The 14212-nt window shown below is 74.9% G+C and carries 14 protein-coding genes; 8 read left to right on the forward strand and 6 right to left on the reverse strand.

All coding sequences use genetic code 11. From position 1 onward, the window contains the following. The first annotated feature begins 53 nt into the window (after positions 1-53). The 4 genes from ACFYXK_RS08065 to ACFYXK_RS08080 all read left to right on the forward strand — a co-directional run bounded on the left by ACFYXK_RS08065 (position 54) and on the right by ACFYXK_RS08080 (position 4062). Complete coding sequence (locus ACFYXK_RS08065; protein WP_030863232.1) at positions 54-479, forward strand: OsmC family protein; 426 nt, start codon at positions 54-56, stop codon at positions 477-479. A 174-nt stretch (positions 480-653) separates the two neighbouring features. Then, complete coding sequence (locus tag ACFYXK_RS08070) at positions 654-2006, forward strand: alkaline phosphatase PhoX (RefSeq protein WP_389410326.1); 1353 nt, start codon at positions 654-656, stop codon at positions 2004-2006. Positions 2007-2081: 75 nt separating this feature from the next. Beyond that, positions 2082-3044, forward strand: coding sequence for a PPK2 family polyphosphate kinase (locus ACFYXK_RS08075; protein ID WP_389410327.1), 963 nt, complete (start codon positions 2082-2084; stop codon positions 3042-3044). Between the two features lie 82 nt (positions 3045-3126). Continuing rightward, a complete protein-coding gene (locus tag ACFYXK_RS08080) occupies positions 3127-4062 on the forward strand; it encodes a polysaccharide deacetylase family protein (protein WP_389410328.1) in 936 nt (311 codons plus the stop codon). 12 nt (positions 4063-4074) lie between these two features. Here the strand turns inward: ACFYXK_RS08080 and ACFYXK_RS08085 are convergent, their stop codons facing one another. The 4 genes from ACFYXK_RS08085 to ACFYXK_RS08100 are packed head-to-tail and all read right to left on the reverse strand — an operon-like array spanning position 4075 to position 6465. Beyond that, on the reverse strand, positions 4075-4311 hold the full coding sequence (locus tag ACFYXK_RS08085; RefSeq protein ID WP_389410329.1) for a hypothetical protein: 237 nt from the start codon (positions 4309-4311) through the stop codon (positions 4075-4077). A 14-nt stretch (positions 4312-4325) separates the two neighbouring features. After that, positions 4326-4985 carry an ABC transporter gene (locus ACFYXK_RS08090; protein WP_389410330.1) on the reverse strand — a complete coding sequence of 220 codons (660 nt, stop codon included), beginning with the start codon at positions 4983-4985 and terminating at the stop codon, positions 4326-4328. Further along, positions 4982-5794, reverse strand: coding sequence for an ATP-binding cassette domain-containing protein (locus ACFYXK_RS08095; RefSeq protein ID WP_389410552.1), 813 nt, complete (start codon positions 5792-5794; stop codon positions 4982-4984). Before ACFYXK_RS08095 ends, ACFYXK_RS08090 begins: the two co-directional genes overlap by 4 nt. Continuing rightward, a complete protein-coding gene (locus ACFYXK_RS08100; RefSeq protein WP_389410331.1) occupies positions 5791-6465 on the reverse strand; it encodes an AIM24 family protein in 675 nt (224 codons plus the stop codon). The genes ACFYXK_RS08095 and ACFYXK_RS08100 overlap by 4 nt, the downstream gene beginning before the upstream one ends. 71 nt (positions 6466-6536) lie before the next feature. Between ACFYXK_RS08100 and ACFYXK_RS08105 the strand changes: the two genes are divergently transcribed. The 4 genes from ACFYXK_RS08105 (at position 6537) to ACFYXK_RS08120 (ending at position 11752) form a co-directional block, all read left to right on the forward strand. Beyond that, the gene (locus ACFYXK_RS08105; protein ID WP_389410332.1) at positions 6537-7328 is read left to right on the forward strand and encodes an aminoacyl-tRNA hydrolase; all 792 of its coding nucleotides are present in this window, start codon (positions 6537-6539) and stop codon (positions 7326-7328) included. A 104-nt stretch (positions 7329-7432) separates the two neighbouring features. After that, positions 7433-8791, forward strand: coding sequence for a DUF692 family multinuclear iron-containing protein (locus ACFYXK_RS08110; protein WP_389410333.1), 1359 nt, complete (start codon positions 7433-7435; stop codon positions 8789-8791). Then, positions 8788-9900: a TIGR04222 domain-containing membrane protein gene (locus ACFYXK_RS08115; protein ID WP_389410334.1), complete on the forward strand. Its 1113-nt coding sequence runs from the start codon at positions 8788-8790 to the stop codon at positions 9898-9900. Before ACFYXK_RS08110 ends, ACFYXK_RS08115 begins: the two co-directional genes overlap by 4 nt. Positions 9901-10036: 136 nt before the next feature. Further along, a complete protein-coding gene (locus ACFYXK_RS08120; protein ID WP_389410553.1) occupies positions 10037-11752 on the forward strand; it encodes an alpha/beta hydrolase in 1716 nt (571 codons plus the stop codon). A gap of 131 nt (positions 11753-11883) precedes the next feature. On the opposite strand, the gene hemQ is transcribed toward ACFYXK_RS08120, so the two are convergent. Beyond that, entirely contained in the window at positions 11884-12597 is a 714-nt protein-coding gene (hemQ, locus tag ACFYXK_RS08125) for a hydrogen peroxide-dependent heme synthase (protein WP_389410335.1), read from the reverse strand. 23 nt (positions 12598-12620) lie between these two features. Then, positions 12621-14087 carry a protoporphyrinogen oxidase gene (gene hemG / locus ACFYXK_RS08130; protein WP_389410336.1) on the reverse strand — a complete coding sequence of 489 codons (1467 nt, stop codon included), beginning with the start codon at positions 14085-14087 and terminating at the stop codon, positions 12621-12623. Positions 14088-14212: the final 125 nt, after the last annotated feature.

A 14212-nucleotide genomic window follows, 5' to 3' on the forward strand; every position in this document is an offset into this window, starting at 1 on the left:
GTTGCCCATGGGCGACGGGCCGGCCGTTCCCACTTCCTCCGAAGGGATCCACCATGGCCACCACGCGTACCGCGCACACCAACTGGGAAGGCAACCTGCTCAAGGGCGCCGGCGTCGTCACCCTCGACTCCTCGGGTCAGGGCTCGTTCGACGTCTCCTGGCCCTCGCGCGCCGAGGCCGCGAACGGCAAGACCAGCCCGGAAGAGCTGATCGCCGCCGCGCACTCCAGCTGCTACTCGATGGCGCTCTCGCACGGCCTGGACGGTGCCGGCACCCCGCCCACCCGGGTGGAGACCAAGGCCGATGTGACCTTCCAGCCGGGTGAGGGCATCACGGGCATCCACCTGACGGTGCGGGCCGAGGTCCCGGGCCTGGACGCCGAGGGCTTCGCCGCGGCCGCGGAGGACGCGAAGAAGAACTGCCCGGTCAGCCAGGCCCTGACGGGCACGACGATCACCCTGAGCGCAGAGCTGATCTGACGGTCCGGACCGGCGGAGGCGCCGGCGGGGCCGCTGCGGCCCGGCCGGCGTCCGGGGCGCGGGCGTCCGGGTCCGGTCCCCCGGCGGCGGGGCCGCGGCTCGGCGCGTCCGGGAGCGGAGCTCGGGGCCGCGTGGTAACACGGCCCCGTCACCCCCTCGCCCCGGGAGCCGCCGATGTCCGTCACCCGCCGCACCCTGCTCACCGCCGGCGCCGGCGCCGGGATCGCCTTCACCGGAGCCCTCGGCGCCCTCTTCGCCGGCAGCTCCCACGCCACCCCGCCCCGGCAGGGGTACGGGCCGCTGCTCCCCGACCCCCGCAAGCTGCTCGACCTCCCCGCCGGGTTCCGCTACCGGGTGCTCTCCCGCGCCGGCGACCCCCTCCGCTCCGGCGAGGGCGCCGTACCGGCCAACTGCGACGGCATGGCCGCCTTCGACGCGGGCTCCGGCCGCGTCCGCCTCGTCCGCAACCACGAGAACCGCACCACCGCCGCCCTCCGCGTCCCCGCCGTCGACGGCCTCACGTACGACCCCCACGCCCTCGGCGGCTGCACCCTCCTCGACCTCGACCCGAGCGGCGGCGTCACCGCCGAGCGCGTCGCCCTCGCCGGCACCGCCGTCAACTGCGCGGGCGGCCGCACCCCCTGGAACACCTGGCTCAGCTGCGAGGAGACCGAGGACCGCGCCGGGACCTCCGGTTACACCAAGGACCACGGCTACGTCTTCGAGGTCGACCCCGCCGACCCGCACCGCAGCGGCGCCGTCCCGCTCACCGCGATGGGCCGCTTCGCGCACGAGGCCGTCGCCGTGGACCCGGGCCGCGGGACCGTCTACGAGACCGAGGACGCCTTCATCGAGCCCTTCGGGCTCTTCTACCGCTTCCTGCCCGCCCAGCCCCTCGGCGGACCCGGCTCCCTCCGCGCCGGCGGCACCCTCCACGCCCTGCGGGTCCCCGGCGTCCCGGACCTCTCCGTCGTGGACGAGCCCGGCGCCGAGTTCCCGGTCGAGTGGGTCCCCGTACCGGACCCCTCCGCGGCCGACACCCCGATCCGGCTCCAGGACTTCGGGCCGGGCGGGATCACCCACGCGCAGAAGCTGGAGGGCTGCTACTGGGGCGACGGCGGCGTCCACTTCGTCTCCAGCTACGCCCGCACCCTCGAGGGCGCGGCCGCCGACCACCACGGCCAGGTGTGGTTCCACGACCCTCGGCGCGCCACGATCCGCCTGGACGTGCTCTTCGGCCCGGCCGCCGACATCCAGCTGCCCGGGGACTCCCCCGACAACATCTGCCTGGCCCCGGACGGCGGCCTGATGGTGTGCGAGGACGGCGGCGGGGCGCAGTACGTCTTCGGCGTCACCCCGGGCGGCGAGGTGTACCCGATGGCCCGCAACGCCGACGACATCGGCCGGCCGGGGGCCCCGGAGTGGGGGGAGTTCGCCGGGGTCACCTTCTCCCCGGACGGGCGCACGATGTACGTCAACGCCTACACCCCGGGGACCACGTTCGCCGTGACGGGCCCCTGGCGCTGAGGCGGCCGTGCCCTCGCGACCCCGTCCGATGTGGTGGAGGATCAGAGGGAATCGACCCGACCGGGGTAGGTGACGGTGGCCAGGAAGAGCAAGAAGAAGGACGAGGGCGGCAAGGACGGGAAGGGCGGCAAGGCCCCGAAGCGGGACGTCCGGGACAGGACGCCCGCCCCGGACGTCCCGCTGCGTCCGCTGCTCCGCGTCCCCGCCGGTGTGGGGGTACCTCCCGGCGGTAGCCGGGGGAGCATCGACCTCGGCGCCTTCGATCCCGGCGCGACCCCCGGCGGCCCCTCCGGCAAGGCCGCCGGCCTGGCCGCCACCGCGCAGCTGGCCGGGCCGCTCGCCTCCCTCCAGGAACGGCTGTACGCGGCCAGCACCGCCGGCGACCGCCGCCGCGTCCTGCTCGTCCTCCAGGGCACGGACACCAGCGGCAAGGGCGGCACGGTCAAACACGTGATCGGCCTGTTCAACCCCGCGGGCTGCCGTATCAGGGCCTTCAAGGCGCCCACCCCCGAGGAGCGGGGCCACCCCTTCCTCTGGCGCATCGAGCAGGCCCTCCCCCAGCCGGGCGAGATCGGCATCTTCGACCGCTCGCACTACGAGGACGTCCTCATCGCCCGCGTCCGCGAGCTGGTCTCGCGCAGCGAGCTGAACCGCCGCTACGCCCAGATCAACCGGTTCGAGGAGTCGCTCGCGGCGGACGGCGTGACCGTGGTGAAGGTGTTCCTCCACATCAGCTACGAGGAGCAGCGCAAGCGGCTGCTGGAGCGGCTCGACAACCCCGACAAGCACTGGAAGTTCAGCCCGGCCGACATCGACGAGCGCGGCCTGTGGCCCGAGTACCGGCACGCGTACGAACTGGCCCTGGAGCGCTGCTCCGGCGACGCCGCACCCTGGTACGTCGTCCCCGCGGACCGCAAGTGGTACCGCAACTGGGCGGTCAGCAAGCTGCTGCTGGAGCACCTGGAGGAGATGGGTCCGCGCCATCCCGAGGCCGGCTTCGACGTCGAGGCGTGCCGCGCCCGGCTGCTCGAGACCTGACGGGCGTGGCGGGCGGGGGATTCGCGGGCCCGCCCCCGCGCCGCTGCGATCTGCTTGGCAGATGGTCATATATTTTGCCTGCGTGACCCTTTCTGTGCGCAATGTGGCGGTCGCGGCCGCCCTCGGTGCCGCTCTCTGCACCGCCCTCACCGGCTGCGGAGGCGGCAGCGGCACCTCCGGCTCCGGTTCCGCTCCCGGCGGTCAGACCCGTATGGGCACCCCGGGGGCCTCCGCGCCGCCGGTCTCCCCCGCCTCGCCGCAGGCAGCCGGCTCCGCCCCTGCCGCCTCCTCCCCCGGCGCCGCCGCGCCGCCCGCCAAGGCCCCGACCCTGGCGCCCGGCCCGAACGGCCTGACCCCGGTCTTCGAGCGGGCGAAGCAGCAGACCGACAAGACCGTCGCGCTGACCTTCGACGCCGACATGACCTCCGACCAGGGACAGCGCGCCGCGGACGGGGAGCACTTCGACAACCCCCAGCTGATCGCGACCCTCCGCAAGCTCCAGGTGCCCTCGACGATCTTCATGACGGGCCGCTGGGCCGAGGAGTACCCCGACCAGGCCAAGTCGATCGGCACCGATCCGAACTTCGAGATCGCGAACCACTCGTACAGCCACCACGCCTTCACGTCGCCCTGCTACGGGCTCCCCGCGCTCGACGCCGCCGCCGCGCGGGCCGACGTGGACCGGGCCTTCGCCGCCTTCCGCACGGCCGGCGCGGTCAACACCGTCCCGTACTTCCGCTTCCCGGGCGGCTGCTACGACGACCAGGCACTGCGGGCCGTGTCCACGGCCAAGGTCACGGCCGTCCAGTGGGACGTGGTGAGCGGGGACGCCTTCGCCAAGGACCCCGACGCGGTGGCCGAGCAGGTCCTCGCCGGGGTGAAGCCCGGCTCGGTGGTGGTCATGCACTGCACGCGCAGCGCCGCCCCCGTCACCGAGGAGGCCATCCGGAAGATCGTCCCGGAGCTGCGCAAGCGCGGCTTCCGCTTCGTGAAGGTGTCCGAGCTCATCGGCAAGTAGGCGGCCCGGGCCTCAGCCCGAGCAGGCGGTGCGCTGCGCGTCCTGCCACTCGCACACCGGGCACAGCACCACGCCCGGGGTCGCGACCCCGTACTCGGTGGGCTTGCCGCACTCCAGGCAGTCGGCGTACGGCGGCCCGGCCACCCGTGCGGCCGGGGCCGCCGGGGCGGCGCAGTACGACCCGGTCCCGGCCGCACGATCGGCTGCGTGTTCGGGTGCGCGTTCGGGTGCGCGGTCCGTTTCCTCCATGCCCACGAGCGTACTCAGCCGCGACGCGCGCTGACGAGGCAGGCCACCGCACCCGCCCCGCAGGCCAGCACCAGCGCGCCTGCGAAGGACCCCAGCGGCAGCGTCACGACGTGTGCCCGGGAACCCTCCACCAGCGCGGTCACCGCGCTGCGCGCCGGGGAGCCGGCGACGCCCCACGCCAGCAGCGAGCCGAGGCCGCCCGCCAGGACCGCGAGCCCCGTCGACCGCAGCAGCGGCCGGCTGCACAGCGCCCCCACGGCCGCGCCGGTCAGCGCGCACGCGAGGACCGCCAGCACCCCGGCCAGGGCGGCGTCCTGCGCCTCCACGTGTTCCGACCTGCCGGAGTCGGCGATCAGCAGCACCACCGCCGTGCCCACGGCCGCGGCGAGCAGCGCCCCGCCCAGCGCGACGAGCAGGGCCGCCGCGTGCACCCGTACGGGACCGGCCGCGGCGGCCGCGCAGTCGCGCGCGGCGCCGGGCTCGTTGGTCACGCAGACCCGGACCAGCCAGGCCGTGATCGGCACCAGTCCGGCGGCCGTGAAGCCCAGCGAGTCCAGCAGCGGATCGCCGGCCCGGACCCCGGCGGCCAGGAAGGCCGCGTACAGGAGCAGCGGGGCGATCCAGCGCTGGGAGCGCAGCAGCAGCGCGCACTGATAGCGCAGCAGGCCGGTCACGGCAGTTCCTCCACGGCTGTGATGTGCCAGGGTCCGGGCGCGGTGAGCAGTGCGCGCAGCACGGCGTCGGACCGGGCGGCGGGCACCGTCAGCAGCAGGCCCCCGCCGGGCGCGGGCGCGGCGGCCAGGCCCTCGGGCGGCTCGGCGCCGGGCGGTCCGGCGGCCTCGATCCGGACGTACGGCCCCGCGTCGGCGGGCTCCCGCACGGGAACCAGCGCGCCGTTCTCGACCCGGTGGTGCGCATCGGCCGAGCCGGCGAGCCGCGCCGGGTCGTGGTCGACGAAGACCACCGTGCCCCCGGCGGCGGTCCGCTCGGCGACGGCCCGGTCCAGCTCGGCGCGGGCGGGCGCGTCCAGCCCGGTCCAGGCTTCGTCGAGGACGAGCAGCCCGGGCTCGGCGAGCAGCGCCTGCGCGACGGCCACCTTCTGGCTGCTGCCCTTGGAGAGGTCGGCCAGCGGGGTGTGCGCGTACCCGGCCGCCCCGAACCGCTCCAGCCAGTCGGCCGCCCGGGCCGCCGCCTCGCCGCGTGCCAGCCCGTGCACCCGGCCCATGTGGGTCAGGTAGGCCGTCGCGGTGAGCGGCAGCGCCGCCGGGAAGCGCTCGGGGACGTACGCCCTGCGGCGCGGCCGGCCGGTGATCCGCCCCTCGGACGGGGTGTCGATCCCGGCGACGATCCGCAACAGGGTGGACTTGCCGCCGCCGTTGGGGCCCTCGATCCGGACGAGGGCGCCGGGCGGCAGGTCCAGTGCGACCCCGCGCAGCACCCAGGGCCGCCGTCCGTAGCGGCGGCCCACACCGGTCAGCTTCAGTGGGCCGCCGCCGTCTCGGTCACCTCGCTGGGGCGGACGATGACGAAGCCCTCGCCGCGCAGCATCAGCTGGACGGCCTCGCCGGAGCCGCCTCGGATCATCGAGCCGACCGACTGGGAGCGGTGCAGGCCGGTCTCCAGCTGGGCGCTCCAGCCCACCACCGCGTCGGTGTCCACGTACACGGGGTTCTGCGCCGTGACCGGGATGATGATCGGGTGGCCGTCGCAGACCACGGCGAGCTTGCCGGTGCCGGTGAAGAGGCTGTTGAAGAGGCCGCCGCCGGTCATGCCGGCGCCCTTCACCATCTTTATCTCGTACGAGAGCGTGGGGTCGAAGCAGAGCACGTTGCGGCCGTTGAGGGTCAGCGAGTCGCCGTGCTCGAAGTCGATGATGAAGCACTGGCCGCCCTGGTGCGCGAACCAGGCCTCGCCCTGCCCGCGTACCGACATCAGCGCGAGGCCCTCGCCGGTGACGGCGCGCTTGAGCATGCCGCCTATGCCCTGGCCCTTGCGCTCGAACTGGAGGTTCCCCCGGAAGGCGACCATCGAGCCCTGACGGGCCAGCATTTCACCGTTGACGGTGTACTTCACGGACTTGGCGTTCTGCAGGGTCATGCCCACAGCCGCCGACGGCTGGGCCAGGTTCTCGGACGCAAAAAGATCGCTCTTCATGGCCCCGATCCTCGCCCGGCCCGGGACCCCGCGGCATCATCCTCAAGTTGGAGGCTGGCATCCTTGGCCGGATGAGCAGCCAGCACCAGAACCACACTTCAGACGTACCGGAACAGGGCCCCGCGCAGGTACCCGCGGTCGGGGCGGACAGCCCGTTCCGCCAGGAGCACGTCGCCCGCGACGAGGCACCGCAGTTCGTCCTGCCCCTGGTGGTGCGGATCGAGAAGGCCGGGCCGCCGGCCCGCACGGACGCGCTGGAGACGGCGGCCCGGGCGGTACTGGTCCTGCTGACGGACGAGCGGGCGCACGGCGGGGGCGAGTGGGCCGAGGCGGTCCGGGACTGGCAGGACGCGCGGATCCGGAAGGTGGTGCGGCGGGCGCGCGGTGCCGAGTGGCGCAAGGCCGGCACCCTGCCCGGCATCACGGTGCACGGTGACGTGTCGGAGGTACGGGTCTTCCCGCCGGTGCCGTTGGACGGCTGGCCCAAGGAGCTCGCGAAGCTCCAGGTCTCGGGGACCGACCTGGACGACCCGGAGCCGGTTGCTCCGGCCGCCGCGGGGATTCCGGTGCTGTGGCTCAACCCGGACCTGGAGATGTCCGCCGGCAAGGCGATGGCCCAGGCCGGGCACGCGGCGCAGCTGGCCTGGTGGGAGCTGACCGGCCCCGAGCGCACCGCGTGGCAGGACTCCGGTTTCCGGCTGGCCGTACGGACGGCGGCGCGCGAGCGGTGGGCGGAGCTGAGCGGGAGCGGGCTGCCGGTGGTCCGGGACGCCGGTTTCACGGAGATCGCACCCGGTTCCGCGACGGTGGTCGCGGACCACCCGGCCCTGCGGGCACGGCTCGCCGGCGGATTTCCGCGCTGACCCGGGAACCTCAAATGTTGCTCTGAACGTCCCTGTGCGCGGTTGGCCTGACTCCGTCGGGGCCATGACATCGGCACACGACCGATGAAGGGGGGCGAAGGGACATGAAGAGCATGGCGCACCTGGGGGTGGGCATCGGATGGCGGCCGGAGATCGCGGATGCGGTGGAGCGGCTGCCGGGCCTGGACTGGGTCGAGGTGGTGGCCGAGAACATCTGCCCCGGCCACCTGCCCGCATCACTGCTGCGGCTGCGCGAGCGCGGCGTGCGCGTCGTGCCGCACGGGGTCTCGCTGGGCCTCGGCGGAGCCGAGCGGCCCGACCCGGGGAAGCTGGCCGCGCTCGGGGAGCGGGCGGTGGCGCTGGGGGCGCCGCTCGTCACCGAGCACATCGCATTCGTACGGACGGCCTCGCCGGCGCTGGAAGCGGGGCACCTGCTGCCCGTGCAGCGGACCCGGGACGCGCTCGACGTGCTGTGCGAGAACGTCCGGATCGCGCAGGACGCGCTGCCGGTGCCGCTGGCGCTGGAGAACATCGCCGCGCTGATCTCGTGGCCCGGGGAGGAGCTGACGGAGGGGCAGTTCCTGACGGAGCTGGTGGAGCGGACGGGGGTCCGGCTGCTGATCGACGTCGCCAACCTGCACACGAACCGGGTGAACCGGGGCGAGGACCCGTTCGCCGTGCTGGACTCCATCCCGCTGGAGGCGCTCGCGTACGTGCACGTCGCCGGGGGCGTGGAGCGGGGCGGGGTATGGCACGACACGCATGCGCATCCGGTGCCGCCGGTGGTGCTGGACCTCCTGGCGCAGCTGCGCAGGCGCGTGGAGCCGGCGGGGGTGCTGCTGGAGCGGGACGACGATTTTCCGGCCGAAGCCGAACTGGCGCGGGAACTGGCCGCGATCCGGCGGGTGGCGGACCCGGCGGGGCCGGCCCGCCCTTCGTCCTCGCCCGGGCTGCGTCCGGGAGGATCCCCCACCCGGGACTCCGCCCCGGACCCCGCGCCGCACACGCCGGCGGGGCCGGAGGGTGCGGCGCAGACGGACGCGGAAGGGCCGGAGCGGGCTCGGGTGCGGGTGGGGCTGGAGCAGGCGGCGCTGTTGTCGGCGCTGGTGGGCGGGACGCCCGTGCCCGAGGGGTTCGACCGCCGGCGCGTACGGGTGCAGGCGCGGGCACTGGCCGCCAAGCGGGCCGACGTCGTCGCGAAGGTCGCGCCCGAGCTGCCCGGAATCCTGGGCGGCGAGGACCCGTACCGTGAGGCCTTCCTCGGGTACGCCCGCAACCGGCCCATGACCGCCGGATACCGGCGGGACGCCCTCGACTTCGCCGAGCACCTGCTCATCCAGGACCTGCCCGCCGACCCCGCGGCCCGGCGCCGGCTCACCTCCTGGTGGCGGGACCGGGTCGGGGCGCGGCCGCCGCGCCGGATCGTGCGCTGGGCCCGGACCCTCGTGGGGCGTGCGGCATGAACGTACTCGCCGTCGCGATCTGGATCGCCGTCGTCGTCTCCACCGTCCTGCTGCTGCGCGGTCTGCGGCGCTCGCGCCCACCGTCGGCCGGTCCGGCGCCGCGCCTGCACGACCTGTCCGAGGCCGCGTTCATGGCCGGCGGCCCCGGCGCGGTCGTGGACTGCGCACTCGTCTCGATGCTCGGCGACGGCCGGCTGGTGGTCGGCGGTCCCGGGATCGTCCAGGTGCGCCCCGGGGCGCGGGCCGGCGACACCGCCGAGCGGGCGGTGCTCGAGGTGCTTCGGCAGGCCCCGTCCGGCTGGCTCTACCAGGTGCGGTACGCCGCCATGGTCGACCCCGCCGTCCAGGAGACCGGCGACGCGCTGGCCGCCCGCGGGCTGCTCGCCGCGCCCGGTTCGGGGGCGAAGGTGCGGCGCCGGGCGCTGATCCAGGTGGTGGTGTGCGCGGTGTGGCTGGTGTTCTCGCTGCCCCTCACGTTCGTGGCGCTGGCGCTCGATTCCGGCCCGCAGGTGCCGTTCGCCGTCAAGGTGTTCCCCGCCCTGGTGGGCGGGATCGTCATGGGCTGCGCCCTCGCGGCCCGGGCCAGGCAGCGGCTCACGCCGGCGGGGGGTGCGGCGCTGCGCGAGATCCGCGCGCAGTACCGGAACGACCGGACCCCGCACGTGCAGACCGCCCTGTACGGGCTGCGCGGCCTGCGGGACCCGTACCTGCGGGAGCAGTTGGTGCCGGCCGCGCGCAGCACCGGGCTGGCGGCCGCGCAGTCGCGCCCCGGGCCCCGCGGCTCGTCCTCGTCCTCGTCGTCCTCCTCCTCGTCCTCGTCGGACTCCTGCGGGTCTTCCGCCGCGGTCCTGCCCGTCGTGTGGTGCGCGGGCAGCAGCGACGGCGGGGGAGGCTCGGGGGCCGGCTGCGGATACACCGGATCCGGCTGCGGGTCCTCGGGGTCGGGGTCGAGCTGTTCCTCCGGCTCGGGATCGGGCTGCTCCTCCGGGTCGGGCTCGGGCTGCGGGTCCTCGTCGGGCGGCAGCTGCGCGAGCAGCAGCTCCAGTTGCTCCAGCAGTTCGAGTTGCAGCAGCTCGTCCGGTTCGAGCTGCGGCAGCAGCAGTTCCTGACCCGGCCCACCCCGCCCTACGGGCGGCTTGGGCCAGGGCAACGGGGGGATTGCGGCCGACACCCGGCGGTGGTCCTGTACAGGGCCCCGCCCAGGGCATCTCATCAGGTCATCCGAAGAGATGGAGGCGGCCCGTGATGCAGACTCCGCTCGCCCGCTGCGGAGTCGCCGCGGCGGTGCTCACCCTCACCCTGTGCATCCCGTCCCCACCCGCCCGCGCGGCCGCCCCCCGGCCGGACGCCAACGGCCCGGCGGCGGGCGGCGCCGCCCGAAGTGCCGGCTCCGCCGCGAGGGCGGCGGCCGCGGACGCCGGCGCCGAGCTCGTCGCCCGCCGCGCCGCCGAAGCCCCCGGGGCCTCCGGGTCCTTTGGTCTCCGCTTCCGGCGGTGTGCCTCCGTCGAGGAGCTGCCCTCCACCGTGCAGTGCGCGAGCCTGCGGGTTCCGCTCGACTACGCCCGGCCCGACGGGAAGCAGATCTCCCTCACCGTCAGCCGGGTCGCCGCCACCGGCCGCGGCGGCGCCGCGCGCCAGGGGGCGCTCGTCTACAACCCCGGCGGCCCCGGCGCCTCCGGGATGTTCTTCCCGCTCGTCGGCGACCTCCCCGAGTGGGAGCGCATCGGCGCCGCCTACGACCTCGTCGGCTACGCCCCGCGCGGAGTCGGCCGTTCCGCCCCGCTGTCCTGCGAGGACCCCGCCGTCCGCGCGAAGGGCCCCACCCAGGTCCCGGCGGAGCCCTCGGCCGCGTACAAGCAGCAGCGCATCGCCGCCGCCCGGGCCTACGCCCGCGGCTGCGCGCAGCGGGCCGGCGCGGCCCTGCCGTACTACTCGACCCGCGACAACGTCCGCGACCTGCACGTGCTCCGCGCCGCCCTCGGCGAGGAGAAGCTGACCTTCATGGGCGCCTCGTACGGCACCTACCTGGGCGCCGTGTACGCCACGCTCCACCCCGGCCACGTCCGCCGGATGGTCCTCGACTCCGCGGTCGACCCCGACCCGCGCCGCATCTGGTACCTCGACAACCTCGACCAGGCACCGGGGTTCGAGCGCCGCTGGTACGACTTCCGCGCCTGGGCCGCCCGGCACCATGCCACGTACCGGCTCGGCGCCACCCCGGCGGCCGTCCAGGCGAGCTACGAGCGCGTGCGGGACGCGGTGGCGCGCACTCCGGCGGGCGGGACGGTCGGCACCGGCGAGCTCCAAGCCGCGTTCCTGCAGGCCGCGTACTACGACGACGTCTGGGCGGAGCGGGCGGCCGCGCTCAGCGCCTTCCTGGCCGGCGATCCCGGCCCGCTGGCCGAACAGGCCCGCCCGGACCCGGAGTCGGCGGCCGCGCGCGAGAACGCGCGGGCCGTGTACACGGCGGTGCTGTGCAACGACGCCGCCTGGCCCGCGCAATGGGAGACCTGGGACCGCGACAACACCGAACTGGCGCGCCGGGCGCCCTTCGAGACCTGGGCCAACGCCTTCCTGAACCTGCCGTGCGCGTACTGGCCGGTCGGCGAGCGGCAGCAGCCGGTGGCGGTCGGCGCGCAGCCGGAGGTGATCCCCCGCACCCTGGTCGTCGCGGCGGAGCGGGACGGGGCCACCCCGTACCCGGGCGCGCTGGAGCTGCAACGGCGGCTCGGCAGCGGGGCCGCGCTGGTCACGGAGGAGGGGGCCGGCACCCACGGAGTGGTCGGCGGACGCAATGACTGCGTGGACCGTCACGTGGAGCGGTACTTGCTGACGGGTGACACCCCGGGGTGGCGTGTCACGTGTGCGCCGCATCCGGAGCCCGCACCGGTGTCGCTGGACGACCGGGCAGCACGAACCCCCGGGAAGGTACCCAGGGCTCTGCTGCCGCCAGTCGTCTGAACTTCCGGGCGGGATCTCCGGCTGCGTCGTTTCGGGGGTCAGGCCGTCATCCGGACCAGCCTCCCGATCCACCGGAGGCCGCTCCCCAGTCAAGAGAGCGGTACTCCGGTTCCTTCCCCCCAGGGGAGGTATCAGGCGAGCCCGGCCACCAGATCGGCGACGGACTTGCGGCGTCCGGTGTAGAAGGGCACTTCTTCACGGACGTGCATACGGGCCTCGGAGGCACGCAGGTGACGCATGAGGTCGACGATGCGGTACAGCTCGTCGGCCTCGAAGGCCAGCATCCACTCGTAGTCGCCCAGCGAGAAGGAGGCGACCGTGTTGGCGCGGACGTCGGGGTAGCCGCGGGCCATCTTGCCGTGGTCGGCGAGCATGCGGCGGCGGTCCTCGTCGGGCAGCAGGTACCAGTCGTACGAGCGCACGAACGGGTAGACGCTGACGTAGTCGCGCGCGACCTCGTCGGCCAGGAAGGCCGGGATGTGCGACTTGTTGAACTCGGCCGGGCGGTGCAGGGCCATGTTCGACCACACCGGCTCCAGCGCGCGGCCGAGCTTGGTGCGGCGGAACAGGTTGTAGGCGCCCTGCAGCTCGTCCGAGGTCTCGGCGTGCCACCAGATCATGATGTCCGCGTCGGCGCGCAGGCCGGAGACGTCATAGGTGCCGCGGACGGTGATGTCCTTGGCGGCCAGCTGGTCGAACAGCTCCTGGACCTCGTCGGCGTAGCCGGTGCGGTCCTCGGGCAGGACGTCCTTCAGCTTGAAGACGGACCACAGGGTGTAGCGGATGACCTCGTTGAGGTCCTTCGCCTTCTTCCCCGCGTTGGGAATCTTCTCTGGTGCAGTCATGTGTCCATTGTCCCGTGTGCTGATCAGTGGTCGGTGCCAGGGGTGCCCAACGTGGCCATCACCACGTCGGCGGCCTTGCCGGCGCTCGCGATGCACGCCGGGATGCCCACGCCGTCGTACAGCGCCCCGCACACCGCGAGGCCCGGCAGGGCCGCGACGGCGCCGCGGATCCGGGCCACGCGGGCGAGGTGGCCGACCGGGTACTGGGGCAGGCCGCCGTCCCAGCGGGTGACGGTGGAGGCGACCGGCCGGGCCGCGAGGCCCACGGCCTCGCCGAGGTCGCGCAGCGAGACCTCGACCAGCTCGGAGTCCTCGCGCCCCAGGTCGCCCTCGTCGCCGTACCGGCCGACGGAGGTGCGCAGCAGGAAGAGGTCGGGGTCGGCTCCCGCCCAGGCCCACTTGTTGCTGGAGAAGGTGGAGGCCTTGATCGTCCGGCCGTCGACGGGCGGGACGAGGAATCCGCTGGCGCCGCCCTCGGTGATCGCGGCGGGCAGCTCGGAGCGCCGGAAGGCCATCGTCACCAGGGCCATCGAGGCGTACTCGACGGACCGCAGCTCGGCGGCCGCGGCCGGCGCGAGCCCGTCCAGCAGCCGGGCGGCGGGCCCGGCCGGGACGGCCAGGACCACGGCGTCGGCGTCGATCACCTCCGCGTCGGTGACGACCGTCCAGCCCCCGGCGCCGCGCCGGACCTCGCGCACGGCCGTACCGGTGCTGATCCGTGCCCCCGCCGCCCGGCATGCCCCGGCCACGGCCTGCGGGAGCCGTCCGATGCCGCCGTCGATGCCGGAGAAGACGGGACGACCGGCCTGCTGGGGCTGCTGCGCGGCCGCCCGGTGCTGGAGTTCGCGTACGCCGTCGCCCAGCGAGGCGTGCGCACGGGCGGCCTCGAAGAGCTGCGGGACGGCGGCGCGCATGGAGATGCGGTAGGCGTTGCCGGCGTAGACCCCGCCGAGGAGGGGCTCCACCAAGCGGTCGACGACCTCGTGGCCGAGGCGGGCGGCGACGTACTCGCCGACGGCGACGTCCTCTCCGATCTCCGCGGGCGGCAGGTCGCGTTCGGCCTCGATCCGGGCCAGGCCCTCGGCGGAGAGCACCCCGGAGGCGGCGAGCGGGGCCAGGTCGCCGGGGACGCCCATGACATGGCCGCGCGGCATGGGCCGCAGCGCACCGCGGGTCCACAGGTGGGCGGTGGCGGTGGCGGGCGGCTGGAGGGCATCGCCGAGGCCCACGGCGCGGGCCAGCTCCAGGGCTTCGGGGCGGCGGGCGAGCACGGACTCGGCGCCGAGGTCGACGGGGGCGCCCGCGAGCTCGCCGGCGAGCAGCTTGCCGCCGAGCCGCGGCCCGGCCTCGAGGAGCGTGACGCGCAGGCCGTCGGCGAGCAGCCGGTGGGCCGCGGCGAGGCCGGCGATGCCGCCGCCGATGACGACGGCGTGGCGGGGCGGGGCCGCCGCGCCCGCTGCGGCGTCCGTACGCATGTCCGCTTCGTGCATGGACACATCGTCTCAGACCGTTCACCGGCCGATCACCGAGGCCGGACCGTGACCGCATCGGGATCGGCTCGGGACCGCCGGAGCGAAACCCGCGACGGGACCCTGTACGTCACAACGGCGACATC

The organism is Streptomyces sp. NPDC002209 (assembly GCF_042890265.1).
Lineage (GTDB): Bacteria > Actinomycetota > Actinomycetes > Streptomycetales > Streptomycetaceae > Streptomyces.

Excerpts from the sequence above, each read along its gene's own strand:
- ACFYXK_RS08115 (WP_389410334.1), top strand. The coding sequence starts at position 8,788 with ATGAACGTACTCGCCGTCGCGATCTGGATCGCCGTCGTCGTCTCCACC.
- ACFYXK_RS08110 (WP_389410333.1), top strand. The coding sequence starts at position 7,433 with ATGAAGAGCATGGCGCACCTGGGGGTGGGCATCGGATGGCGGCCGGAG.
- ACFYXK_RS08085 (WP_389410329.1), bottom strand. The coding sequence starts at position 4,311 with ATGGAGGAAACGGACCGCGCACCCGAACGCGCACCCGAACACGCAGCC.
- ACFYXK_RS08070 (WP_389410326.1), top strand. The coding sequence starts at position 654 with ATGTCCGTCACCCGCCGCACCCTGCTCACCGCCGGCGCCGGCGCCGGG.
- ACFYXK_RS08120 (WP_389410553.1), top strand. The coding sequence starts at position 10,037 with ATGCAGACTCCGCTCGCCCGCTGCGGAGTCGCCGCGGCGGTGCTCACC.
- hemQ (WP_389410335.1), bottom strand. The coding sequence starts at position 12,597 with ATGACTGCACCAGAGAAGATTCCCAACGCGGGGAAGAAGGCGAAGGAC.
- ACFYXK_RS08105 (WP_389410332.1), top strand. The coding sequence starts at position 6,537 with ATGAGCAGCCAGCACCAGAACCACACTTCAGACGTACCGGAACAGGGC.
- hemG (WP_389410336.1), bottom strand. The coding sequence starts at position 14,087 with ATGCACGAAGCGGACATGCGTACGGACGCCGCAGCGGGCGCGGCGGCC.
- ACFYXK_RS08100 (WP_389410331.1), bottom strand. The coding sequence starts at position 6,465 with ATGAAGAGCGATCTTTTTGCGTCCGAGAACCTGGCCCAGCCGTCGGCG.
- ACFYXK_RS08065 (WP_030863232.1), top strand. The coding sequence starts at position 54 with ATGGCCACCACGCGTACCGCGCACACCAACTGGGAAGGCAACCTGCTC.